This window comes from Rhizobium sp. 0TCS1.26 (assembly GCF_050455525.1).
In the GTDB taxonomy this organism is placed as follows: Bacteria; Pseudomonadota; Alphaproteobacteria; order Rhizobiales; family Rhizobiaceae; genus Neorhizobium.
In genome coordinates, this window is sequence record NZ_JBCIYV010000003.1 from 481,689 (window position 1) to 503,450 (window position 21,762).

Annotated in this window: 19 protein-coding genes; 10 read left to right on the forward strand and 9 right to left on the reverse strand. The window is 64.2% G+C overall.

Features of this window, described 5'->3' with window-relative positions; translation table 11 throughout:
• Positions 1-26 precede the first annotated feature (26 nt).
• A complete protein-coding gene (locus AAIH46_RS16295) occupies positions 27-905 on the reverse strand; it encodes an SMP-30/gluconolactonase/LRE family protein (RefSeq protein ID WP_430307024.1) in 879 nt (292 codons plus the stop codon).
• A 70-nt stretch (positions 906-975) separates the two neighbouring features.
• Complete coding sequence (locus tag AAIH46_RS16300) at positions 976-1,689, reverse strand: FadR/GntR family transcriptional regulator (RefSeq protein WP_430307025.1); 714 nt, start codon at positions 1,687-1,689, stop codon at positions 976-978.
• Between the two features lie 252 nt (positions 1,690-1,941).
• On the opposite strand from AAIH46_RS16300, the gene AAIH46_RS16305 reads away from it, so the two are divergent.
• The 7 genes from AAIH46_RS16305 (at position 1,942) to AAIH46_RS16335 (ending at position 11,508) form a co-directional block, all read left to right on the forward strand.
• Complete coding sequence (locus AAIH46_RS16305) at positions 1,942-3,888, forward strand: ABC transporter substrate-binding protein (protein WP_430307026.1); 1,947 nt, start codon at positions 1,942-1,944, stop codon at positions 3,886-3,888.
• A gap of 162 nt (positions 3,889-4,050) precedes the next feature.
• The gene (locus AAIH46_RS16310) at positions 4,051-5,037 is read left to right on the forward strand and encodes an ABC transporter permease (RefSeq protein ID WP_430307027.1); all 987 of its coding nucleotides are present in this window, start codon (positions 4,051-4,053) and stop codon (positions 5,035-5,037) included.
• A gap of 9 nt (positions 5,038-5,046) precedes the next feature.
• Entirely contained in the window at positions 5,047-6,168 is a 1,122-nt protein-coding gene (locus AAIH46_RS16315) for an ABC transporter permease (protein WP_430307028.1), read from the forward strand.
• A gap of 9 nt (positions 6,169-6,177) precedes the next feature.
• Positions 6,178-7,911, forward strand: a complete 1,734-nt coding sequence (locus AAIH46_RS16320) for an ABC transporter ATP-binding protein (RefSeq protein ID WP_430307029.1) — start codon at positions 6,178-6,180, stop codon at positions 7,909-7,911.
• A gap of 13 nt (positions 7,912-7,924) precedes the next feature.
• Complete coding sequence (locus AAIH46_RS16325; RefSeq protein ID WP_430307030.1) at positions 7,925-9,112, forward strand: galactarate dehydratase; 1,188 nt, start codon at positions 7,925-7,927, stop codon at positions 9,110-9,112.
• Positions 9,099-9,968: an aldose 1-epimerase gene (locus AAIH46_RS16330; protein ID WP_430307031.1), complete on the forward strand. Its 870-nt coding sequence runs from the start codon at positions 9,099-9,101 to the stop codon at positions 9,966-9,968. The genes AAIH46_RS16325 and AAIH46_RS16330 overlap by 14 nt, the downstream gene beginning before the upstream one ends.
• 226 nt (positions 9,969-10,194) lie before the next feature.
• A complete protein-coding gene (locus AAIH46_RS16335) occupies positions 10,195-11,508 on the forward strand; it encodes a GGDEF domain-containing response regulator (protein ID WP_430307032.1) in 1,314 nt (437 codons plus the stop codon).
• 356 nt (positions 11,509-11,864) lie between these two features.
• Here AAIH46_RS16335 and AAIH46_RS16340 read toward each other — a convergent pair whose 3' ends face one another.
• Positions 11,865-13,229, reverse strand: coding sequence for an amidase (locus AAIH46_RS16340; protein ID WP_430307033.1), 1,365 nt, complete (start codon positions 13,227-13,229; stop codon positions 11,865-11,867).
• 319 nt (positions 13,230-13,548) lie between these two features.
• Here AAIH46_RS16340 and AAIH46_RS16345 point away from each other — a divergent pair, with 319 nt between their 5' ends.
• From AAIH46_RS16345 to pcaF, 3 genes are read left to right on the forward strand one after another with little or no spacing between them, the layout of a single operon-like run.
• Positions 13,549-14,256 (forward strand): 3-oxoacid CoA-transferase subunit A, encoded by a 708-nt coding sequence (locus tag AAIH46_RS16345; protein WP_430307034.1) that lies wholly within the window; start codon positions 13,549-13,551, stop codon positions 14,254-14,256.
• On the forward strand, positions 14,253-14,957 hold the full coding sequence (locus tag AAIH46_RS16350; protein ID WP_430307035.1) for a CoA transferase subunit B: 705 nt from the start codon (positions 14,253-14,255) through the stop codon (positions 14,955-14,957). The genes AAIH46_RS16345 and AAIH46_RS16350 overlap by 4 nt, the downstream gene beginning before the upstream one ends.
• 10 nt (positions 14,958-14,967) lie before the next feature.
• Entirely contained in the window at positions 14,968-16,173 is a 1,206-nt protein-coding gene (gene pcaF / locus AAIH46_RS16355; protein WP_430307036.1) for a 3-oxoadipyl-CoA thiolase, read from the forward strand.
• A gap of 40 nt (positions 16,174-16,213) precedes the next feature.
• On the opposite strand, the gene AAIH46_RS16360 is transcribed toward pcaF, so the two are convergent.
• The 6 genes from AAIH46_RS16360 to AAIH46_RS16385 all read right to left on the reverse strand — a co-directional run bounded on the left by AAIH46_RS16360 (position 16,214) and on the right by AAIH46_RS16385 (position 21,740).
• Entirely contained in the window at positions 16,214-17,734 is a 1,521-nt protein-coding gene (locus AAIH46_RS16360) for a S10 family peptidase (protein WP_430307037.1), read from the reverse strand.
• 94 nt (positions 17,735-17,828) lie between these two features.
• Positions 17,829-18,677 (reverse strand): sulfite exporter TauE/SafE family protein, encoded by an 849-nt coding sequence (locus tag AAIH46_RS16365; protein ID WP_430307038.1) that lies wholly within the window; start codon positions 18,675-18,677, stop codon positions 17,829-17,831.
• A gap of 111 nt (positions 18,678-18,788) precedes the next feature.
• A complete protein-coding gene (locus AAIH46_RS16370) occupies positions 18,789-18,947 on the reverse strand; it encodes a YqaE/Pmp3 family membrane protein (RefSeq protein WP_430307039.1) in 159 nt (52 codons plus the stop codon).
• A gap of 95 nt (positions 18,948-19,042) precedes the next feature.
• On the reverse strand, positions 19,043-19,543 hold the full coding sequence (locus AAIH46_RS16375; protein ID WP_430307040.1) for a DUF1003 domain-containing protein: 501 nt from the start codon (positions 19,541-19,543) through the stop codon (positions 19,043-19,045).
• 179 nt (positions 19,544-19,722) lie between these two features.
• Positions 19,723-20,757 carry a Gfo/Idh/MocA family protein gene (locus AAIH46_RS16380; RefSeq protein WP_430307041.1) on the reverse strand — a complete coding sequence of 345 codons (1,035 nt, stop codon included), beginning with the start codon at positions 20,755-20,757 and terminating at the stop codon, positions 19,723-19,725.
• On the reverse strand, positions 20,754-21,740 hold the full coding sequence (locus AAIH46_RS16385) for an MDR/zinc-dependent alcohol dehydrogenase-like family protein (protein ID WP_430307042.1): 987 nt from the start codon (positions 21,738-21,740) through the stop codon (positions 20,754-20,756). The genes AAIH46_RS16380 and AAIH46_RS16385 overlap by 4 nt, the downstream gene beginning before the upstream one ends.
• Between the last annotated feature and the right edge of the window lie 22 nt (positions 21,741-21,762).

Here is a 21,762-nt window from a genome sequence, read left to right on the forward strand (position 1 = left end):
GTTGATCCCTTTGCTGCCGGATAGCGTCAGATGGCGAAGCGCGTCACGGGCACGCCCGGCACGTCGACATCGAAGGCGAGAATGCTGCCGTGCTCCTCGACGCCGTCGACGGTGCGCGACAGGGTCGAGAGGTAGAGTGTCTTCAGTTCGGGGCCGCCGAAGCAGGGCATGGTGGGGCCGGACACGGGCATCTGGTAGACCTCGACGATCTCGCCCTCCGGCGACAGGCGGTTGAGCTTGCCGTCCAGCACGCCGGCGCTCCAGTAGAAGCCGTCCATGTCGGTGGCGCCGCCGTCCGGGCGTCCCTCGAGATTGGTGAAATCGGTTAGCCGGCGCGGCGGGCCGAGCGCGCCGCTCTCGGGCACGAAGGGGAAGGACTGGAGGAACTGGCCGCTGCTGTCGGAATGGAACATCGTCTTTCCGTCGGAGCTCCAGGCGAGACCGTTCGACGTCTTGAGGCCGTCGAGGATCTGGCTGAACGAGCCATCCGGTGCGACCCGGTAGAGCCTTGCATTGCCGGTCTGCGGCACGGCCTCGTCGCGTGTGCCGACCCAGAAATGTCCATCGGGGCCGACCTTGCCGTCGTTGAGGCGACTGTCCGGACGTCCGCCATCCGGATCGCAGAGGAATTCGAGCGTGCCGGTCTTCGGATCGAGAAGATGGACGCCGGTTTGCAGAGCAACGGCGATCCGCCCGCTCTCGCACAGGGCAAGGCAGCCGATGAGCGCCGGCATGTCGAAGCGCGACAAGCGGCCGTCGGCATGCAGGCAAAACGCTGCCGGCGCCAGGATATCGACGAACCACAGATCGCCGGTGCGATCGTCCCAGGTCGGCGATTCACCGACCTTGAGCGGCGTATCGATGACATGGCGTGCCTTCGGATGAACAATGCGTGGCGCTGGCATGCGATCTCCTCCCTGTGACGGCTTGTTCGGCGCGGTCAAGGCACCCTCTGCCGTCAGCTTCTGTCAACGCTCAGATACCCTGGAACATCCGTGCCCTGGCGTTCAGCACATGTGCCTTCATTGCCGCATGGGCGCCTGCCTCGTCGCGCGCGAAGATCGCCGAGACGATCGCCGCATGCTCGTCCTGCACGGCGCGAACATGGGCGGCGGTGCGCTTCAGGCTGAGGCTGCGCGTCACCGCCATGCCGATGGCGATATGCGGCTTGAACCATTCGCGCGCCAATGTGTGGAACTGGTTGCCGGTAGCAAGTGCCACCGCATCATGCAGCGCCAGATCCTCGTCGGTCCCGAGGTCGTTGCGCTGCAGACACTGTTCCAGCGCCTCGAACATAGCCTCGATGCGCGTCCGGTCCTGCGGCTGCCAGTTGCGCGCCGCCAGTTGCGCCGCCTCCGCCTCCAGCCCGGCGCGGAACTCGAAGAACCGCTGGACATCGGCAAGCGACCCGACAGGAACGTCGCTCAGCACCGATACATCGGGCCGCTGGCGGACATAGGATCCGGAGCCCTTGCGCGAGACGATCAGCTGGTCGGTGCGCAACCGCTCCAGCGCCTCACGCACGACCGGGCGCGAGGCGCCGAGCATGCTGGCAAGATGGATTTCCGACGGCAGCCGCTCGTTGACGGCAAAGCGGCCGTCGGCAATCATCCCGACGATCTTCTCGTAGATAATGTCGCTGAGGCGTGTCTCGTTACGCTGAGACGCGATCAGCTCAGGCTTGTTCATTGTCGACCCTTGTTCATCACGGCCTCCCATAGCGCGCGACCCGAATGATCCTGCCGTCGGGACCGTCCTCTCCCAGGCGCCGCTGCGCTCAGAATTAGTGTTGCTGTAAAAATCTGTCAATACTTGTCATGATCTGAAAAGCATCCTATGGTTCCTCAGCTGGCCTTTGGAGGGGCCGGTTGCGGCATCTGCTTGGGAGAGCAGCGGGCGAAAGCCCGGCCGGTGCCATCGATCTTTGGGAGGAGATGTCTGATGCAGGATGGGAACAAGCAATCGGGTGTAAGCCGTCGTACGGTTCTCGCCGGCATGGGGGCTGCAGCGGCAATGTCGCTTGCGCCGCATGGGGCGAGAGCGGCCGGCGGCAAGGAGGCGCCGCAGCTGGCGGCGCTGGTCAAGGACGGGAAGCTTCCGCCGCTCGCCGAGCGTCTGCCGCCGAAGCCGATGGTGGTGACGCCGCTTGAAAAGGTTGGCACCTATGGCGGGACGCTGCGGCGGGGTCTGCGCGGTTCGTCCGACCACAACGGCATCCTGCGGCTGGTCGGCAACCAGGGCCTCGTGCGCTGGAACATGGATTTCACCGAGGTGCTGCCCAATCTTGCCGAACGCTGGGAGGTCTCCGACGACGCAACGCAGTTCACTTTTCACCTGATCCCAGGCATCCGCTGGTCCGATGGTCATCCGTTCACCGCAGACGACGTGGTCTTCGCCATCGAAGACGTCGTCAAGAATACCGAACTGTACAGCGCAACGCCCGCCCAGTTGGCCGTCGCCGGCAAGCCGGTGGTCGTCGAGAAAATCGATGACAGCACGGTGAAGTTCACCTTCGCCGCGGCCAATGCGCTCTATCTGGAAAACCTGGCGACGCCGCTCGGCCAGCACCCGACGCTGTTTGCCAAGCACTACTGCATGAAGTTCCTGCCGAAATACAATGCCGGTCTCGACGCCGAGGTGAAGGCGGCCGGCGTATCAAGCTGGACGGAACTCTTCCGGGCCAAGTGTGGCGACATCGAAATCCCCTCGCGCTGGTCGAACGCCGAAAAGCCGGTGCTCGACCCGTGGGTGGTCAAGGAACCCTATTCCGGCGGCGCGACCCGCGTGGTGATGGAGCGCAACCCGTTCTTCTGGCAGGTGGACACCGAAGGCAACCAGCTGCCCTACATCGACGAGTTGAACTTCGGTATCAGCCAGGATGTCGAATCGCTGATGCTCAATGTCATTTCCGGCAAGATCGACATCCAGGAGCGCCATATCAGCGTTCTCGCCAACAAGCCGACGCTGTCGCAGAACATGAAGAAGGGCGACTACCGGCTGCTGTCGCTGGTTCCCTCTGCCGCCCAGCAGTGCCAGATCTACCTCAACATCACCCACAAGGACCCGGCGATCCGCAAGATGTTCGCCGACAAGTCGTTCCGCCAGGCTCTTTCGCTCGGCATGAACCGACAGGAAATCATCGACATCGTCTATTTCGGCCAGAGCGAGCCGTACCAGGCCGGTCCCCGACCGACCCATCCCTGGTACAACGAGAAGCTTGGCCGGCAGTTCACCGAGTTCAATCCCGAGCAGGCAAACAGCATGCTCGACAAGATCGGCCTCGACAAGAAGGGCTCGAACGGCATTCGCCTGCGGCCGGACGGGCAGCCGGTGTTCTTCTCCATCGACGTCATTCCGACGCTCTATCCGGATCTTGTCGATACGCTGGAACTGGTGAAGTCGCACTGGGCGGCGATCGGCGTCGACATCAAGGTCAACACCATCGAGCGCGCCCTCTATTATACGCGCGGCGATGATAACGCCCATGACGCGGCCGTCTGGCCCGGTCCGGGCGGCCTCGATCCGATGCTCGATCCGCGCGATTTCTTTGCTTTTCATCCGCAGGGCTCGCGCTACGCCATTCCGTGGACGCTCTGGTACACATCCAACGGCGCCAAGGGTGAAGAACCGCCGGAAAGCCAGAAGCAGCGCTTCAAGTTGTTCGACGAGGCGCGCTCGACGGCCGACCTAGAAAAGCGTGGCGCCTTCATGAAGCAGCTGTTCGACATCACCGCGGAAGAATTCGAGACCATCGGCGTTTGCTTGGCCGTCGGCGGTTTCGGCATCATCCGCAACAATCTCCGCAACGTGCCGGAGAAGGAACCGGACAGCTGGTCCTGGCCGAACCCCGGCCCTGCCCTGCCGCAGCAGTTCACCTTTACAAGCTGACTCGGCACAAACTGCCCGGACACACTGTCCGGGCAGAAGCCGCCCTGAAGAGCCGGCGCCGCCACACACCGCGGCGCCTCGTCAATGCCGGAAATGGGATCCACTCTCGCAGGCGCTCTGCGACGGCGCTCCATCCCGGCCCTTGTCTCAGAGTGCCTTCTCATGCTGAAATTCCTGATCAAACGCCTGCTGTGGATGATCCCGTCCCTCTTCGCCGTCAGCTTTCTCGCCTTCGTGCTGATCCAGCTGCCGCCGGGCGATTACGTCACCACCTACATCGCAACACTGGCCGCCTCCAACGAGATCATCGACCAGAACACGGCCGCACAGCTGCGCGAGCGGTTCGGGCTCGGCGATCCGCTCGCCGTCCAGTACGTGAAGTGGATCTGGGGCATTATCACCCGCGGCGATTTCGGAATTTCCTTTGAATGGCAGCAACCGGTCTCCGGGCTCATCTGGGAGCGCATGGCGCTGACGCTGGTGCTCGCCATCGCCAGCCTGCTCGCCACCTGGGCGATCGCCTTGCCGATCGGCGTGTTTTCGGCAGTCCGTAAATACTCGATCGGCGACTACGCCTTCACCGCCTTCAGTTTCTTCGGCCTCTCGGTTCCCTCGTTCCTGCTGGCGCTGGTGCTGATGTACATTGCCGCCGTCGAATTCGGCCAGGACGTCGGCGGGCTGTTCTCGCCGGAATATGAGACAGCCTCCTGGAGCATCGGCAAGATGGTGGACCTGATGGCCCACATCTGGCTGCCGGTGATCATCCTTGCCGTCTCGTCGACCGCCAGCCTCATCCGCGTCATGCGCGCCAACATGCTGGACGAACTGCCGAAGCCTTACGTCACCACGGCGCGTGCCAAAGGTCTGTCAGAGTTCAAGCTTCTGACGAAATACCCGATGCGGATCGCCCTCAACCCGTTCATCTCGACCATTGCCTGGCTGCTGCCCAACCTGATCTCCGGCTCGGTGGTGGTCGCCATCGTCCTCAACCTGCCGACTGCAGCGCCCCTGCTTCTCCAGTCGCTGATGGCGCAGGACATGTACCTGGCCGGCGCATTCGTGCTTCTGATCTGCGCCCTCACCCTCGTCGGATCCCTGATCAGCGACATTCTGCTGGCGCTGGTCGATCCGCGCATCCGGCTCGAATAGGAGGGCATCATGGTCTATATAGCCGCCGTCAACGTGCAGCCGGACCGTGCCGCCGTCGCCTCGCAGTGGCAGCTGATCTGGTGGGCATTCAAGCGCCACCGGCTGGCGATGATCGCCCTCTTCGTGACCATCGCCATGTATGTCGTGGCGCTGGTTCCGGGCTTCTTCGCCATCAACGATCCGGTGCTGCAGAACGCCCGGGCGACCTTCTACCCGCCGCAGCGGGTGCATCTCTTCGACACGTCCAACGGATTTTCGCTGGGCCTCCACTACTATGCGATGAAGCTGACCCGCGATCCGGAAACGCTTGCTGCGATCTTCGCCGAGGATACGTCGAAGCCGATCCCGATCCAGCTGTTCGGCCGCGGCTACCAGTATTCGGTGCTCGGCCTGTTCGACACCAATATCCACCTGATCGCCTCGACGGATCCGACCAAGCCGCTCTTCCTGTTTGGCGCCGATCGCCTTGGCCGCGACGTCTACAGCCGCGTCGTCCAGGGCGCGCAGATTTCGCTGTCGATCGGCCTCGTCGGCGTATTCATCTCCCTGCTGCTCGGCGTCATCCTCGGCGGCATCTCCGGCTATTACGGCGGGCGCATCGATTTCATCATGCAGCGGGTCATCGATTTCGTCCTGTCGCTGCCGACGATCCCGATCTGGCTGGCGATGGCCGCCGCCCTTCCGCAGGGCTGGCCGGCCGCACTCCAGTACATGATGATCACCATCATCCTGTCGCTGACCGGCTGGGCGCAGCTTGCCCGCGTCGTGCGCGGCCGCTTCCTGTCGCTGCGCACCGAAGAATTCGTCGCCGCCGCCCGGCTAGACGGGGTGTCGGAAGGGCGCATCATCTTCCGCCACATGCTGCCGAGCTTTTCCAGCCACATCATCGCTTCGGTGACGCTTGCCGTGCCGGCGATGATCCTGGCCGAAACCTCACTGTCCTTCCTCGGGCTTGGACTACAGCCGCCGACCATCTCCTGGGGCGTGCTGCTGCGCGAGGCTCAGAACATCCGCTCGATTGCGACGGCTCCCTGGCTGTTCATGCCGGGTGCCGCCGTCGTCGTCGCCGTCATGGCGCTCAACCTTCTCGGCGACGGCCTGCGCGATGCGGCCGATCCCTACAACAAGTGAGGGCGGATGATGTCTGAAATCGTTCCCATGACACCCCGCAAGCCGCTGCTCGATGTCCGCAACCTGGTGACGGAATTCCAGCTGCGCACCGGCGTCTTCCGCGCCGTCAACGATTTGTCCTTCTCCATCGAGACCGGCAAGACGCTCTGCGTCGTCGGTGAAAGCGGGTCCGGCAAGTCCGTCACAGCCCGCTCGATCCTGCAGATCGTCGATAGCCCCGGCGAGATCGCCTCCGGCTCGATCGTCCTCAGCACCGCCGATGGCAAGTCGGTGGATCTCGCGAAGCTGCATCCTCGCTCCAAGGCGATCCGCGACATCCGCGGGCGCGACATCGCGATGATCTTCCAGGAGCCGATGTCGTCGCTGTCGCCGGTGCACACGGTCGGCGACCAGATCACCGAAGTGCTCCGGCTGCACATGAAGATGACGAAGGCGCAGGCGCGCGCGGAAGCCATCAGCCTCTTGCGGCAGGTGGAGATCCCGAAGCCGGAAGAGGCGATCGACCGCTATGCCTTCCAGTATTCCGGTGGCATGCGCCAGCGGGCGATGATCGCCATGGCGCTCGCCTGCAAGCCGCAGCTCTTGATCGCCGACGAACCGACAACGGCGCTCGACGTGACGACGCAGGCGGAAATCCTCGACCTCATCAAGCGGCTGCAGACATCCTTCGGCATGGCGGTTCTGTTCATCACCCACGACATGGGCGTGGTGGCACAGATCGCCGACGACGTGCTGGTCATGCATCACGGCGTTGCCAAGGAATACGGCCCTGTCGAGCAGATTTTTCATGCGCCGCAGGATCCCTATACGAAGATGCTGATCGGCTCTGTGCTGAAGCTGGAGCAGAAGGCCGAGATCCGGCTGGCCCGCCCGCCGCTGGACCTTGCCGCAAAGCCAATCCTCGAGGTGCGAAACCTGTCGCAGCATTTCGGCACGCTCAAAGCCGTCGATGATGTCTCGATCTCGCTGCTGCCGGGCGAAACGCTCGGCATTGTCGGCGAAAGCGGGTCCGGCAAGACCACCATGGGCCGCGCCATCATGCGGCTCTACGATCTGACCGGCGGCGAGATGCTTTATCGCAAAGCCGATGGCACGGTGGTCGACCTGGCACGGCTGGAGGGCTCGGCGCTGAAGGCGGCGCGGCGCGAGCTGCGCATGGTCTTCCAGGATCCGTTCGGCTCTCTCAACCCGCGCATGACGGTCGCCCAGGTGATCGGCGAACCGCTGCTGGTGAACGGCGTCGCGCGTGGCAAGCAGCTCGACGAGCGCGTCTGCCACCTGATGGAGCAGGTCGGTCTCGACCCGCGCGGCCGCGAACGCTATCCGCATGCGTTTTCCGGCGGCCAGCGTCAGCGCATCGGCATCGCCCGGGCCATCACGCTGAAGCCGCGGATCATTGTCGCCGACGAGGCGACATCGGCGCTCGACGTCTCGGTGCGTTTTCAGGTGCTCGACCTGCTGATGCGGCTGCAGGACGAGCTCGGGCTTGCCTACATCTTCATCAGCCATGATATCGGTGTCATCCGCTACATGTGCGACCGTGTCGGCGTCATGTATCGCGGCAAGCTGGTCGAGGTCGGCGATGCGGAAAAGGTCTGCAACGCGCCCGACCACCCCTATACCCAGGCGCTGCTGTCGGCGATCCCGCGGCCGGATCCGCGCGACCGCGACCGTTCACGCCGGTTCCGCTACGTCGAGCCGGTGCACCCCTCCCCACACGTCACCACCATGATGAGCCACTGAGGACATTTCGACCATGAAGATCGATCGCATGCGCGTCTTCGTGACGCGCGACAAGGACCGTCCGCGTGTCATCGTCGCACTGGACACCGATGACGGACTGACCGGCTGGGGCGAGTGCTACAATCACGGGCCCGACCTCGCGCTCCCGCCGCTGCTCGACTACCTCTACGGCTTCATTTCCGGCCAGGATCCGACGCGGGTCGAATATCTCGTCAACCTGCTGATCCAGCAGAGCCGCTTCCCGCCTGGCGCGATGGGTCTCTCGGCCATTTCGGCGATCGACCACTGCCTGTGGGATCTGGCGGCCAAGGCGCTGAACGTGCCGGTCTACAAGCTGCTCGGCGGCGCCGTGCGCGACCGCATCAAGGTCTATGCCGGTGTCTATACCGCCCCGGACGCGCCGGCGGCGCGCGACGAGTTCGACCGGCTGAACGAGGGCTGGGGCTTTACCGCCTTCAAGCTCAGCCCCTGGCGGATCGACCTGCACGCCAATCGCTGGGGCGAAGTCGTGCGCGCATCGGCCGAATATTTCCGGTCGCTGCGAGAAACCATTCGCGCCGATTACGACATCGCTTTCGACGCGCATGCGAAGATCTTCGAGCCGGCGGCAGCGCGCCAGCTGGGCAATGCGCTGGCACCTTACGATCCGCTGTTCTTCGAGGAGCCGCTGAGGCCGGAAAACATCGAAGCCTGGGGCGACCTGAAGCAGGGACTGAATTGCACGCTGGCGACCGGCGAATCCCTCTACAGCCGCTTTGAATTCCTGCGCCTCTTGCAGGTGAAGGGCGCCGATTTGATCCAGCCGGACATCTGCGTCGTCGGCGGCATCACCGAGATGCGCAAGATCGCCACCATAGCCGAGGCCTTCTTCGTGCCGATCGCGCCGCACAACCCGATGGGCCCGCTGGCGACCGCCGTCAACGTGCATTTCGCCGCCGCCACTCAGAGCTTCAAGATCCTCGAATACCGGCTGCCGAAGGGACCGGTCTATGTCTATGGCGGCACGCAGGTGGAGAGCCGCGAGGACGAGGCGCGCTACGTCGCCGATCCCTACCTGCCGAAGGACGGCTACCTGGAACTTCGGCCGGATCGCCCGGGCTGGGGCGTCGAGATGGACGAGAAGGCGATGTCCGAGGATGGCTACATTCACTGGCAGCGCCGGGTTCCCAAGCGGCCCGACGGGTCCTATGCGTTTGCCTGACATCACGATAGGTGCGGGAGCGATGAGCGCTTCGTTCCGTCCCGATGCCGGCGGGCGGATGAGCCGGCTCGTCCACCGCGACTTCGGCGAGATCCTGGTGCCGATGGCTGATGGGTCTTTCGATCCTTACGATTGGCCGAAAGCCGGCGCCTATCCGCTGTTTCCGTTTCACAACCGGATCCGCGGCGGGCTGGTGCATCACGAGGGGCGAGTATTGCAGCTTGCGCCGCACCCGGCGCTTTCCCCCGACGTCATGCACGGCCCTGCCCATCGGCGACCGTGGCAGGTGATTGACCACGCCCGCGACCGGCTGTCGATGCGGCTCGACTACAGCGCGGATGCCGACTGGCCGTTCGACTTCCGGGCGGAGCAGGAGTTTCATGTCCGTGAGGGCTCGCTGACCATTGGGCTGCGTCTCGTCAATATCGGTGCGCTTCCCATGCCGGGCGGGCTCGGCTGGCATCCCTATTTCGCTTCCGGACTGCGACAGACGGCGACGACCGATGCCGCGTTGTCCTATCCGCTCGATCCGTTGAACCTGCCGACCGGGGAGCCAGCCGAGCGCCGACAGCCAGGGCCCCTGCCCGATCATGCCGGATATACGATCCATCTGCGCGACTGGTCATCCGCGAGCCTGACGCTGGACGGCGGAGCGGTGGTAACGATTGGCGCATGTCCGACCCTGCCGCATCTCGCCGTGCACCGGATGCCGACCTACCTCTGTCTGGAGCCGGTCTCGCATCGTGCCGGCGTACTTGGTTCACCCGGTGAAGCGCTGGCCGAGGATGTTATCGCCTCGGTTGCTCCAGGCGAATATTTGGATGCGCTAATTCAAGTCGAACTTGCGGAAGCCTGAACGCCTCTTCGGTTGATCCTGCCGGTTGCATATTCGCGTCAAGGAGGAGCGAGCTTTTCCGGCGGCCACACGTCCCGGGAGAACCCTGATTTACTGCCTGCTGCTTGCCGCTGATTCAAAAGTTTCGGCGTAAGTCATGAGTTTATTTACGCTCTCCTGATATCTGTCTCGGCAACGGGCGCGGCGACCTCAGAGGCCGCGGAAACTGGCCTTTCAGGAGCCTTGGGTGAACAAATTCCGCATTGCCGAAGCTTCAAACGCGGCCATCGCGCCCTCTGCCGATGTTCTGCTGATCGAAGACTCGGTGGCGCTGTCGCTGCTTCTCAAGCGACGTATCGAAGCGGAAACCAATGCGACGGTTCACCTGTGCACCAGCTTCGCCGAAGCTGAGCGGGCACTCGACAATGGTCAGTTCACGCTTGCGCTCACCGGCCACAACCTGCCGGATGCCGCAGACGGCGAGATCCTTGAACTGCTGACGGATCGCGACGTGCCGACGATCCTGTTTTCCGGCAGCGTCATCAATGACCTGCAGAGCAATTACGCCAAGTACCGGCTGGTCGACTACATCATCAAGGACAATCACGCGACGCTCGACGCGGCCATCGCTGCGGTCGCCAAGGTCATCGCCAACCAGATGATCTCGGTGCTTGTCGTCGACGACGCCAATGCCGCGCGCACGGATCTGGTCGGCTTCCTGCAGCGGCAGAACTTTCGCATCTACGAGGCGGTCACCGGCCAGCAGGCCCTACAGTGCCTGATCGACGAGCCGTCGATCGAGCTCGTCATCACCGACTACTACATGCCCGACATGGACGGCTACGAACTGACCAAGCGGATCCGTGCGCTGCACGGCTCGGACCGTATCCGGATCATCGGCGTGTCGGCCTCGACGGATCGCGGCCTGTCGGCGCAGTTCCTCAAGGCGGGCGCCAGCGACTTCCTCTACCGCCCCTTCGTCCCGGAAGAACTGCAGTGCCGCGTCAATAACAATGTCGAGACGCTGGTGCAGCTGAAGCGGCTGCGCCATCTGGCCGAGCGTGACCCGCTCACATCCCTCTATAACCGTCGGGCCTTCTTTGAGCGGGCGGAGAAGCATCTGCGGATCTTCAGCGTTTCGGAAATTGCCGGCGCGATCGCCATTCTCGACATCGACCACTTCAAACGCATCAACGACAATTTCGGCCACGAGACCGGAGACAGCGTGCTGCGCCAGGTGGCCGAGATGCTGCTGCGCGCCGCCCAGCAGTACAAGCTGGTCGCCGCTCGCCTGGGGGGCGAGGAGTTCGCGCTTTTCCTGCCCGGGATGAGCATGGAGGACGCGCAGGAACTGTGCAACTGCCTGCTGGAGGACCTGCGTGGGCAGGCTTTCGCCGCCAACGGGCGGCCGCTCCAGGTGACCGCGTCGATCGGCCTTGCCAGCCTCTACCGCAACGAGACCCTCGACAACCAGCTGAACGCCGCAGATCAGATGCTGTATCTGGCGAAGACCGGCGGCCGCGACCGGGTGTTCAGCGAGATCGTCCTCGCGGAACTGTGAAGACCGGCGCGTGCGGTTTGGCGCGACAGATAGATTGCAAGCGCACATGTCGTCGGCGGCTAAACACGTCCGATAATGTTACCGGGTGAGGTCGACAGTCCAGGCTGCCGAAGCTGTTGTACCATGCCACAGCCGGATCCTGTGTGGGTTCACCAGGATGGAAGTTTCACCAGATTTTGTCTCGGAGTGTTGAGCACGATGCTGCCATGCCGGCATTGGCATCTGTCATCTTCGGTAAAGACATGACGATCCGCCGGTGTCCAAATCGGCGGGTCCCTCCCCTCTTGAAGCTAGGTGGCGGTGAAGCGAGGAGCAGTCCCCTGCCCTTCCCTGATCGTCCCTCGCCTGCATGACGTTCAGCCAGCGGCAGTGATCGACGCCAATGCTGCCTCTATGGCCAGGCCGACGGAGAGGATCTTACGGTCCTGCATCTGCGCGCCGGCGATCATCAGTCCGGCGGGTGGTTCCCCCGGCGCGTGGCAAGGAACCGATAGGGCGCAGCCGTCGAGGAAGTTGATCATCGTCGGGTTGCGCAGCACCAGGCCGTTTGCGGCAAAGAACGCGTCGTCATCCCCCTCCAGTGCGGCAATCGTCGGGGCGATGATTGGCACCGTCGGCATGATCAGGGCGTCGTAGCCGGCAATCTTGGCCTCCACCCGCGCCTGCCACAGGCGCCTCACCGCAAGCGTCTCGATGTAGTCGGCAGCCGTCACCTCCCTCCCTCGGAGGATGCGCACGCGCACGCGCGGGTCATACTGCTCACCAACGTGGGCGATCAGCTGTCGATGCCAGTGGTACGCTTCGGCCGCAACGAGCCCGCCCCGTGCATAGATCGTCGCCACCTCGGAGAGCTCGGGCAACTCGATGTCAGTGATCGCCGCACCGGCCGACGAAAGCAGGCTGAGCGCCCGATCGAACGCCGCCGACACGGCGCGATCCATGTCGGCAAGCACAACGGTTTGCGGGACCGCCAGGCGCAGGCCGGCGAGCGGTTGCTCGAATGGCGGGAGCGGCGCGTCATCGGCGATGATGGCATCGATGGCGGCACAGCAGGCGACGCTGCGAGCAATGGGTCCGATCGAATCGAGCGAGGTCGACAGCGGCACCACGCCTTCGGCCGAGACGCGACGGGCGGTCGGCTTGAAGCCGGTCAGTCCGCACAGTGCTGCAGGAATGCGGATCGAGCCGCCGGTATCTGTGCCGATGGCGGCGACTGCCATTCCATCCGAAACAGAGACGGCAGCCCCGGACGACGAGCCGCCGGGGACGCGCCCGGTATCGCGATCGAATGGATTGCGCGGCGTCCCATGATGCGGGTTGAGGCCGATCCCTGAAAAGGCGAACTCGCTCATGTTGGTGGTGCCAACGATAACCGCACCGGCCGCGAGCAGTCGCCTGACGACAGGAGCATCGGCGTTGGCCGCAGGCTGTCTGGCGAGCGCTGTGCTGCCGGCGGAAGTCGTTTCGCCTGCGATGTCGAACAGATCCTTGACTGAGATCGGCAGGCCTTCCAGGACGGAGCGTCGGCGGCCGGTGCTACGAAGGAGATCGGAGGCCTCGGCCATCGCGATTGCGCGGGTGTCGTTGCGCCGGACGAAGGCGCGGCTCCCCTCGCCCGCCGGGTCGGCGCTGCGTTCCATAGCGTCGGACGCCATTTCACGGGAGGTGACATCGCCGCGGACAAGAGCTTTGGCGGCGGCGGCAATGGTAGGTTCAGACATCGAATCGGGATCCAGACTGTCGGCGGGGTGAAGTGGGATGCTGGGATGTTTTGGCGGATCTTTCAACTGCGTTCGTCGCATGCCGCTTCCGAGGGGGATCGTCCCGGCTCGATACGCGGGCAAGAGCACAGCTGATTCCTAGCGGCGTTGACAGCTGTCAACCGGAGTCAATGCCATTGGATGCTGAGCCCACTGCTGCGTTGACATCTGTCAACGCATCCCTCTCCCTCACGCTGATGCTGGAGAGCCGATCCTGAGGAGTTGACGGCTGGCAACTCGCCGAGTTTACTGCCCACAGACCAGCGGGAGGGGCGGCATCATGAACAAGACGGTAGGCACCCTCTCCGAAGCGGTCGAAGGCATCCGCGATGGCGCCACCGTCATGATCGGTGGATTTGGCGGCTCTGGAGCGCCCATCGAACTCATTCACGCATTGATCGACAGGCGTCTGAAAGGCCTGACGGTCATCAACAACAACGCCGGCAACGGCCGCATCGGCATCGCCGCAATGATTGATGCCGGCACGATCGCCAAGATGATCTGCTCGTTCCCGCGCTCCTCCGACCCGCGTGCCTTCACCGAACAGTATCTGGCGGGAAACATCGAGCTCGAGCTTGTGCCGCAAGGGACGCTCGCGGAGCGTATCCGGGCAGGTGGCGCCGGTATTCCGGCATTCTACACGCCGACCGGATACGGCACCGAGCTCGCGACTGGCAAGCCAGTAGCCGAATTCGAGGGCCGGCATTATGTCCAGGAACGCTGGCTGAAGGCAGATTTCGCGCTGGTGAAAGCCCTGCACGGCGACCCGCAGGGCAATCTCATTTACAACAAGGCGGCGCGCAACTTCAACCCGCTGATGTGCATGGCGGCGGCGACGACCATTGTGCAGGTCTCCGAGATTGTACAGGCGGGCGCGATTGATCCGGAACATGTGGTGACGCCCGGGATCTTTGTCGACAGGCTGGTGGAGGTGCCGGCGCCGCAGCAGGAGGAAGAACTGGTACGCGCAGGAGCCGTTTACCCATGACCGCACAACAGAGCCCGCCGAACGCGCGCGACGATAACAGGCTTTCCAATGCCCAAATTGCCTGGCGCGCCGCACAGGACGTCGCCGATGGCGCCTACGTCAATCTCGGCATCGGCTTTCCGGAGCTTGTCGCGCGCTTCCAGCCGCCCGGGCGCGCGGCGATCTTTCACACTGAGAACGGCATCCTCAATTTCGGCGAGGCGCCGCCGGAGGGCGAAGAGGACTGGGACCTGATCAATGCAGGCAAGAAGGCCGTGACGCTGAAGCCGGGCGCCGCCTTTTTCCACCACGCAGACAGTTTCGCGATGGTACGGGGAGGCCATCTGGATGTCGCTATCCTTGGCGCCTACCAGGTGGCGCAGAACGGCGATCTCGCCAACTGGCGTGTCGGCGCCAAGGGTGTGCCGGCTGTCGGCGGCGCCATGGATCTGGTGCACGGCGCAAAACAGGTGTTCGTCATCACGGAGCACGTCACCAAAGACGGCAAGCCGAAGCTCGTGGATGCCTGCAACTTCCCGCTGACTGGCGTCGGCTGCGTGACCCGCGTCTATACGAGCCACGCCGTCGTCGATATCAAGGAAGGGCGATTCGTGCTGCGGGAAAAGCCAGCGGCGCTGACGGTGGATGAGCTTCAGGCTATGACGGGTGCGCCGCTGCATATCGAAGGGCGCGTCGCCGACCTCGTCGTCCCGGCACTCTGAGGAAGTAACAATGACTGATGCCTATATCTGCGACTACATCCGCACCCCGATCGGCCGGTTCGGTGGCTCACTCTCCTCGGTCCGCACCGACGATCTCGGAGCCATCCCGCTCGCCGCGTTGATGAAACGCAACGTCGGCGTCGATTGGGAAGCCGTCGATGACGTGATCTACGGCTGCGCCAACCAGGCTGGCGAGGATAACCGCAACGTGGCGCGCATGTCGCTGCTGCTCGCTGGGCTGCCGGTCGCCGTCACCGGTACCACCATCAACCGGCTCTGCGGCTCGGGCATGGATGCCGTGCTGGCTGCGGCCCGCACCATCAAGGCCGGCGAGGCGGAGCTGATGATTGCCGGTGGTGTCGAGAGCATGAGCCGCGCTCCCTTCGTCATGCCGAAAGCCGATACCGCGTTTTCGCGCAACGCCGAGATCTACGACACGACGATCGGATGGCGTTTCGTCAATCCGCTGATGAAAAAGCAGTACGGGATCGATTCGATGCCGGAGACCGGCGAGAACGTCGCAGAGGAATTCTCGGTCAGTCGCGCCGACCAGGACGCGTTTGCCATGCGCAGCCAGAACAAGGCGGCGGCTGCACAGGAAAACGGACGGCTGGCCAGGGAAATCACGCCGGTGACGATCCCGCAGCGCAAGGGCGACCCGCTGCTGGTCGAGAAGGATGAGCACCCGCGCGCCACGACGCTGGAGGCGCTGGCAAGGCTTGGCACGCCGTTCAAGAAAGATGGCGGCACCGTCACCGCCGGCAATGCCTCTGGCGTCAATGATGGCGCGGCGGCTCTGATCATCGCCTCGGAAGCGGCCGCCAGAAAGTATGGCATCACCCCGATCGCCCGGGTTCTCGGTGGTGCCACCGCCGGGGTCGCGCCGCGCATCATGGGGATCGGTCCGGCTCCGGCGTCGAAGAAGCTGCTGGCCCGGCTCGGCCTCACGCAACAGCAGATGGACGTGATCGAGCTGAATGAAGCGTTTGCCAGCCAGGGCCTCGCGACGCTGCGTGATCTCGGAATTGACGACGACGACCAGCGTGTCAACCGCAACGGCGGCGCCATCGCGCTGGGTCATCCGCTCGGCATGTCGGGTGCACGCATCACCGGCACGGCCGCCCTGGAACTGCAGGAAACGGGTGGCCGCTACGCGCTGTCAACCATGTGCATCGGCGTCGGGCAGGGGATCTCGATCGTTCTCGAGCGGGTCTGATGGAGAAGTTGACAGGGCAGGGACTTTGCCCTGCCGCCCGTCAATCGCGCGGCGACGATTGGTAGAAAGCCTTGGCGTCGCCATACATCGCCGCCCGCTCCGCGTCGCGCGTGTAGAACATGTGGCCGCCGCGATAGACCTTCAGCGTGGTCCGGTCCTTCGAGAGCGCCGGTGGAAGGTGGTCAAGCACGTAGCGGCTCATGCCGTAGGGCGTCAGGATGTCGCTGTAGCCGTGCGCCACCATCAGCCGGAACGACGGGATGACCGAGAGAAGATCCCGCAAGTCATTGGAAACGCTGGCGGTTGCCCGTGTTCCGGCTCCGCGGCCACCGTTCCACTCCCACCGCCGGTTGACGTCTTCGTTGAGCAGCGAATAGGTCATCTGCGTCCGGAAACCCAACTCGCTGCTTGCATAGGACGCGAAGGCAGATCCGTATGCGCGGGTAAAACCTTCGAGCACCGGATCGTCGTTCTGGCCATAGGCCGCCTCCGGATAGGCGTCGGGAAGCGCGTGTCCGGCATCGTAGGGGCTGAGGATGTTGCCAGGCCCGCCCGCTTCCTTGGCGTAGGCGCCTCCGACGAAGCCGCGGGTGCGGGCGACGCGTTCCTGTGACAGGCCGGTCAGGTCGGCTATGCGGCCGAAGAAGGCGTCTGCCTCGCTGCCGGGCGCTGGTGGGAGCGCAAGCTTCGGCAGATACTCGGATATGGCATAGCGTTCGATATCGGCCATCGCCTGCGGCGCAAAACGACCCTGCCGCTCCAGATGCGCAGCCGCAAGCGAGGGCAGTTGCAGGGCAGCGGATAGTGGATCGTCGTCTGCGCCGAAGATGAACCGGCCTTCGAGCAGCGGCGACACCATGATGATGCCGGAGGCGATCATGTTCTGGCTGTTCTTCAGCGCCACGGCCACTTTCGCCGCCCGGAAGCCGCCATAGCTCTCGCCGAGCAGGTATTTCGGCGCGGCGATCAAGCCGTTCTCCTGGACGTAGAGGGCGATGGTCTTTGCCATGCTTTCGGCATCCTGCTGAACGCCATAGAAGCGTCCAGCGGCCTCCTCGTTGACGCCGCGGCTCCAGCCCGTGCCGACCGGATCGATCAGCACCAGATCGGTGAAGGCAAGCCAGCTCTGCGGATTGTCCTTCAGCGCTGGCTGCGAGCCATCGCTGTTGGCACCCTCGAACGGCAGGATCTTTGGCCCGACGAGACCGAGGTGAAGATAGGCGGAGGCGGCACCCGGACCGCCGTTGAAGGCGAAGGTGATCGGCCGGTCTGCGGCGCGATCCTTTGCCCTGTATGCAGTGTAGAAGATTTTTGCGGTGACTTTGCCGTCCTGGCCGCGCAGTTCCAGCGTTCCGGCGGTTGCCGTATAGGGGAGGGGGCCTTCCCCACTCTGCAGCACGTGCTCGCTGACCGCATTGGCCGGCAACAAGCCGAGAATACCCTCCGGGCCGGCCTCCGGAACGGGCCTTTCCTCGGCAGCCTGCGGTCCGCGATCCTGGGCATGGACCGGCATGACCAGCGCCGCAAGGGCGACGAGGGGGAGTATCTGGATCAGGCGCACGCGTCTTCCTCCTGCAGTGACAAGAGCTATGTAGCGCGCAGATCGTCGAGGAAAATCAACTTGGGTTGATCTGCGGCCGCTTGGCCAGCGGCAGCTAGAGTGAGACCAGGAACCGCAGGCAGATCAGCAGCAGGAACAGGCCGAGCGCAAGCTCCAGCTTGCGGCGTGACAGCCGGTGCGCGAGATTGGCACCGAACGAGGCGCACAGAACGCTTGTCGGGATGAAAAGCGCCGCACCGATCAGCGACACGAAGCCGACCGCCAGCGGGAATTGCAGGGCGACGATATCCGGGTTTTCCGCAGCACGTCCCCAGCCGGCATAGATGTAGCCGAGCGCCCCGGGGATCGACACGAGCAGACCGACACCGGCGGATGTCGCCACGGCCTGGTGGATCGGTCGCCCGTAGAAGGTCAGCATGAGGGTCGACAACTGTCCGCCGCCGATCCCCATCAGGCTCGACAGGACGCCGATCACGACGCCGTAGATCCTGAGCGCCGGCTTGCCCGGCAGTTCTGTGCCCAGCCGCCAGCTTTCGCGCGAGAAGATCAGCCGGATGGCGGAGAAACCGGCGACCAGGATGAAGACGATCTTGAAAACTTCGGGCGGTGCGTAGCGGGCAATGACGCTGCCGCAGAGCACGCCGATGATGATCGGGAGAGCCCACAGCTTCAGCACGCCGGTATCTACCGCGCCCCGCTTGCGATGCGCCATGAAAGAGCGAAACGATGTCGGGATAATGATGGCGAGGGAGGTGCCGACGCAGAGCGGCATCCGCAGGTCCTCGGGCACCTCAAGGATACGGAAAAGCTCGTAGAGGACCGGCACGATGACCGTTCCGCCGCCGACGCCGAAGAGGCCGGCAAGTACGCCCGTCACGGCCCCGGCACCGGCAAGTGCGACGACGAGCAGGATCAGATCGGATATCGGCAGGGAGGAGAACATTGTGCACTTTCAGCTGCTTCTCGCCCGGGCGGGCTTGTCTGCAGCTGACTAGACGAGGATGCGCGCCGGGCCAAGCCCGGCACGAGCCTTTCAGCGGTCGAAATGCGGCCGTTACTTCTTCAGGATCACCCAGAGCGCGTGGATGATGCCCGGAACGTATCCGCAGATCGTCAGGAGAATGTTCAGCCAGAAGTGCAGGCCAAGGCCGACCTGCAGGAAAACGCCGACCGGCGGCAGGATGATGGCGAACAGAATGCGAATGATATCCACGGAAAACCCCTTAAGTCCATCGAATGAGGACCCATAACGCGGATCGGCTCGTTTGGTTCAACAGCCGCGAACATCAGGCCGGGAACGGACGGTTGTTAGAGCTTGCTCTTCTTCTCGCGCTCGATCTTGTCCATCACCTTTTCCGGCCTAACGTCCCGCTTCAGCTCGTCGATTTCGGTATCGATCTCGGTCTGAACATTGAGCTGCCGGGCCAGCTCCGAAACCAGCGCGATCAGCCGCGTGGTTTCGTGCTCGTGCAGCAGGGAGATTTGCAGGTTGAGGTCTGCGCGCTTGTCGTCGGCCGCCGACATGCGGTTCTGGCTGATGAGCACGAAGGTCGACAGGAAGATCGCCTCGACGGATGCCGCCATCGCCAGAACCACAAGCGAGGGGTCGAACGGCCGGATCAGGGGCAGGATGCCGGTGTTGATCAGGATCCACCCGCCGAACACGGCGAGGTGCAGATAGACGAACAGCATGCTGCCGGCAAACCTCGTGATCCCGTCGGCCAGCCGCTCCTGCAGCCCAACCTCGACAGTATCGCGCCTTGTCCGATCGACCAGCGCGTCGATGTTGCGCTCCAGCGTGCGGCTCATGGCATCGCCGCCCTTTTCAGAGCGGCGATAGGTTGGCGAATCTGGTGACGAAGAGGGTGTCTGCATGGGCGAAGCGATCTCGTTGCATCACCCGAACCGTCGCCGATCGGTCCGGTTCCAGGCGGTGTCGCAGGATGACATCTGTCCCCCTGACGGCCGAGGCGCGGCTTGCTCGCGTCTCAGTCCCGGTGTCGCCCGTAGATCCGGTCCAGCACGTCGGCGACGTCGACCATCCGGTCGCACTCAGTGTCAAAGCGGGCGCCACCGGCCAGCCGCCTTGCCCAGTCGGCCGCGGCACGGCCGCCCCATTGTTCCGGTGGCACCGACAGCACCTCCCGGGACGTGCCGCGCAGGTGCTCCGCCTGGAAATCGTAGAAGGAGCCGCCGACGTTCTGGAACTTGGCGCCGCCGGAGGTGCCGAAGAAGTCGGCGCCGATCACGGCGTCCTGGCCAGCCGGCAACCGCCAGGAACAGGCGAGCCGGACGCTTGCGCCGCTCTCCAGATCGAGCGTTGCGATCGCATAGTCCTCGATCTTGTCGCTGTCGCCGGAAATCGGCGTGCCGCCGCTCATCAGCCGGCTTTCGATGCCTGTGACCGCCGGAAAGCCGAGCGCCCAGAGCGCCGCGTCCACCAGATGAACGCCAAGGTCGATGACGCATCCGCCACCTGACAGCGCCTTGTCGTAGAACCACGGCTTGTCCGGCCCATAGGCGTTGTGGAAGACCAGATCGGCAGCGAAGACCGTGCCCAGCTGGCCGCTCTGGATCAGCGTGCGGATCTGCTGCATGCCCTCGGTGAACCTGTAGGAAAGATCGACGCCCAGCAGCCTGTCGGCGGCGCGGGCCGCATCGACCACGGCCTGCACTTCGGCAGCGGTCCGGCCGAGCGGCTTCTGGCAGAACACCGCCTTGCCGCTTTCCAGGACCCGGATCGACTGCTCGGCATGCTGGGCGCTGGGGGTTGCGATCACCACGCCGTCGATATCCTCGGCGAGCATGTCCTCCAGCGACGATACCGTCTTCGCTCCGGGCGCTACCTGCAGGCCCGCCTCCAGCATCTCGGGCGACGGATCGGAGATGACGGCCGCCTGCGCCAGGCCCGTGTCCAGCACCGCCTGCATGCGATGCCTGCCGATCCAGCCGATGCCGAGAAAACCCAGCCGCACGGGCCGGGTGATGGAGGAGAGGTCGTCCTGCTTGATCATCTGGTTCATCGCAACATCACCATGGCTTTCAGGAAGCCTTCCGGCCGGTCTCGGGTCGCGTTCAGCGCCTCGTCAAGCCCGGAAAGCGGATAGGTGTGGGTATAGAGCGGCGAGGGGTCGAGCCGCCCGCTGGCGACCGCCTCCACGGCCTCGCGGATGCCGTCGATATAGACCTTCGGGTCCCGCTCATGGGCGTTGATCACGTCGAGGCCGCGCCAGTTCCACATCTGCATGTTGACCTGTCGCGGGCCGTCCTGGTGATAGCCGGCAATAATCAGGCGGCCGCGTTCGCGGGTCAGTTCGCCGGCGAGATCCAGCGGCCATTGCTTGCCCACCGCCTCGATGACGCGTTCGCAGAACTGGCCGTCGGTGAGGTGCCGGACCTTCTCGATGATCTCCCAATGATCGCGCATTTCGATCGTCTCGGCGGCCCCCATGCGGCGCGCCACGTCGAGCGAAAACGACCGGCGGGAAATGGCGATGACGCGGGCGCCGGCCCTGGTTGCCAGCTGCGTCAGGAGCGCGCCGAGGAAGCCGATGCCGATGATGGCGACCGTCTGGCCGGCCTTGATCTCGGCACGGCGGAAGATGTTCATGGCGCAGCCGAGCGGCTCGCCGGGGAATGGCTTTCCGGCCATTTCGGGAGGCAGCTTTACGACGCTGTCGGCCGTGGCGATGTCGTGGGTGGCATAGGCGTGATAGGTGAGGGCGGCCACCCGATCGCCGACCGCAAGGTCCGTCACGCCTTCGCCGATGGCGTCGATCTCGCCCCAGCCTTCGTGGCCAAGGCCGCCCGGCTCGGTCGGAAACTCCATCCAGTCTGGCCCCGACCAGGGCGTCAGGTTCGAGGCGCAGACGCCGCAACCTTCCAGCCGTATGCGCACCTCGCCTTGCTTCGGCTCCGGCAGCGCCACCTGGCGCACCTCCATCTCTCCGGCGCCGGTGATGACCGCAGCGCTCATTGCGGCCGTCGTTTGCGAAAGAGTGTCCATCCCGATCCCTTCTGTTCGTCCG

Excerpts from the sequence above, each read along its gene's own strand:
- AAIH46_RS16340 (WP_430307033.1), bottom strand. The coding sequence starts at position 13,229 with ATGTCTGAACCTACCATTGCCGCCGCCGCCAAAGCTCTTGTCCGCGGC.
- AAIH46_RS16375 (WP_430307040.1), bottom strand. The coding sequence starts at position 19,543 with ATGAGCCGCACGCTGGAGCGCAACATCGACGCGCTGGTCGATCGGACA.
- AAIH46_RS16330 (WP_430307031.1), top strand. The coding sequence starts at position 9,099 with ATGCGTTTGCCTGACATCACGATAGGTGCGGGAGCGATGAGCGCTTCG.
- AAIH46_RS16385 (WP_430307042.1), bottom strand. The coding sequence starts at position 21,740 with ATGGACACTCTTTCGCAAACGACGGCCGCAATGAGCGCTGCGGTCATC.
- pcaF (WP_430307036.1), top strand. The coding sequence starts at position 14,968 with ATGACTGATGCCTATATCTGCGACTACATCCGCACCCCGATCGGCCGG.
- AAIH46_RS16365 (WP_430307038.1), bottom strand. The coding sequence starts at position 18,677 with ATGTTCTCCTCCCTGCCGATATCCGATCTGATCCTGCTCGTCGTCGCA.
- AAIH46_RS16315 (WP_430307028.1), top strand. The coding sequence starts at position 5,047 with ATGGTCTATATAGCCGCCGTCAACGTGCAGCCGGACCGTGCCGCCGTC.
- AAIH46_RS16320 (WP_430307029.1), top strand. The coding sequence starts at position 6,178 with ATGTCTGAAATCGTTCCCATGACACCCCGCAAGCCGCTGCTCGATGTC.
- AAIH46_RS16325 (WP_430307030.1), top strand. The coding sequence starts at position 7,925 with ATGAAGATCGATCGCATGCGCGTCTTCGTGACGCGCGACAAGGACCGT.
- AAIH46_RS16310 (WP_430307027.1), top strand. The coding sequence starts at position 4,051 with ATGCTGAAATTCCTGATCAAACGCCTGCTGTGGATGATCCCGTCCCTC.
- AAIH46_RS16345 (WP_430307034.1), top strand. The coding sequence starts at position 13,549 with ATGAACAAGACGGTAGGCACCCTCTCCGAAGCGGTCGAAGGCATCCGC.
- AAIH46_RS16295 (WP_430307024.1), bottom strand. The coding sequence starts at position 905 with ATGCCAGCGCCACGCATTGTTCATCCGAAGGCACGCCATGTCATCGAT.
- AAIH46_RS16305 (WP_430307026.1), top strand. The coding sequence starts at position 1,942 with ATGCAGGATGGGAACAAGCAATCGGGTGTAAGCCGTCGTACGGTTCTC.
- AAIH46_RS16350 (WP_430307035.1), top strand. The coding sequence starts at position 14,253 with ATGACCGCACAACAGAGCCCGCCGAACGCGCGCGACGATAACAGGCTT.
- AAIH46_RS16300 (WP_430307025.1), bottom strand. The coding sequence starts at position 1,689 with ATGAACAAGCCTGAGCTGATCGCGTCTCAGCGTAACGAGACACGCCTC.
- AAIH46_RS16380 (WP_430307041.1), bottom strand. The coding sequence starts at position 20,757 with ATGAACCAGATGATCAAGCAGGACGACCTCTCCTCCATCACCCGGCCC.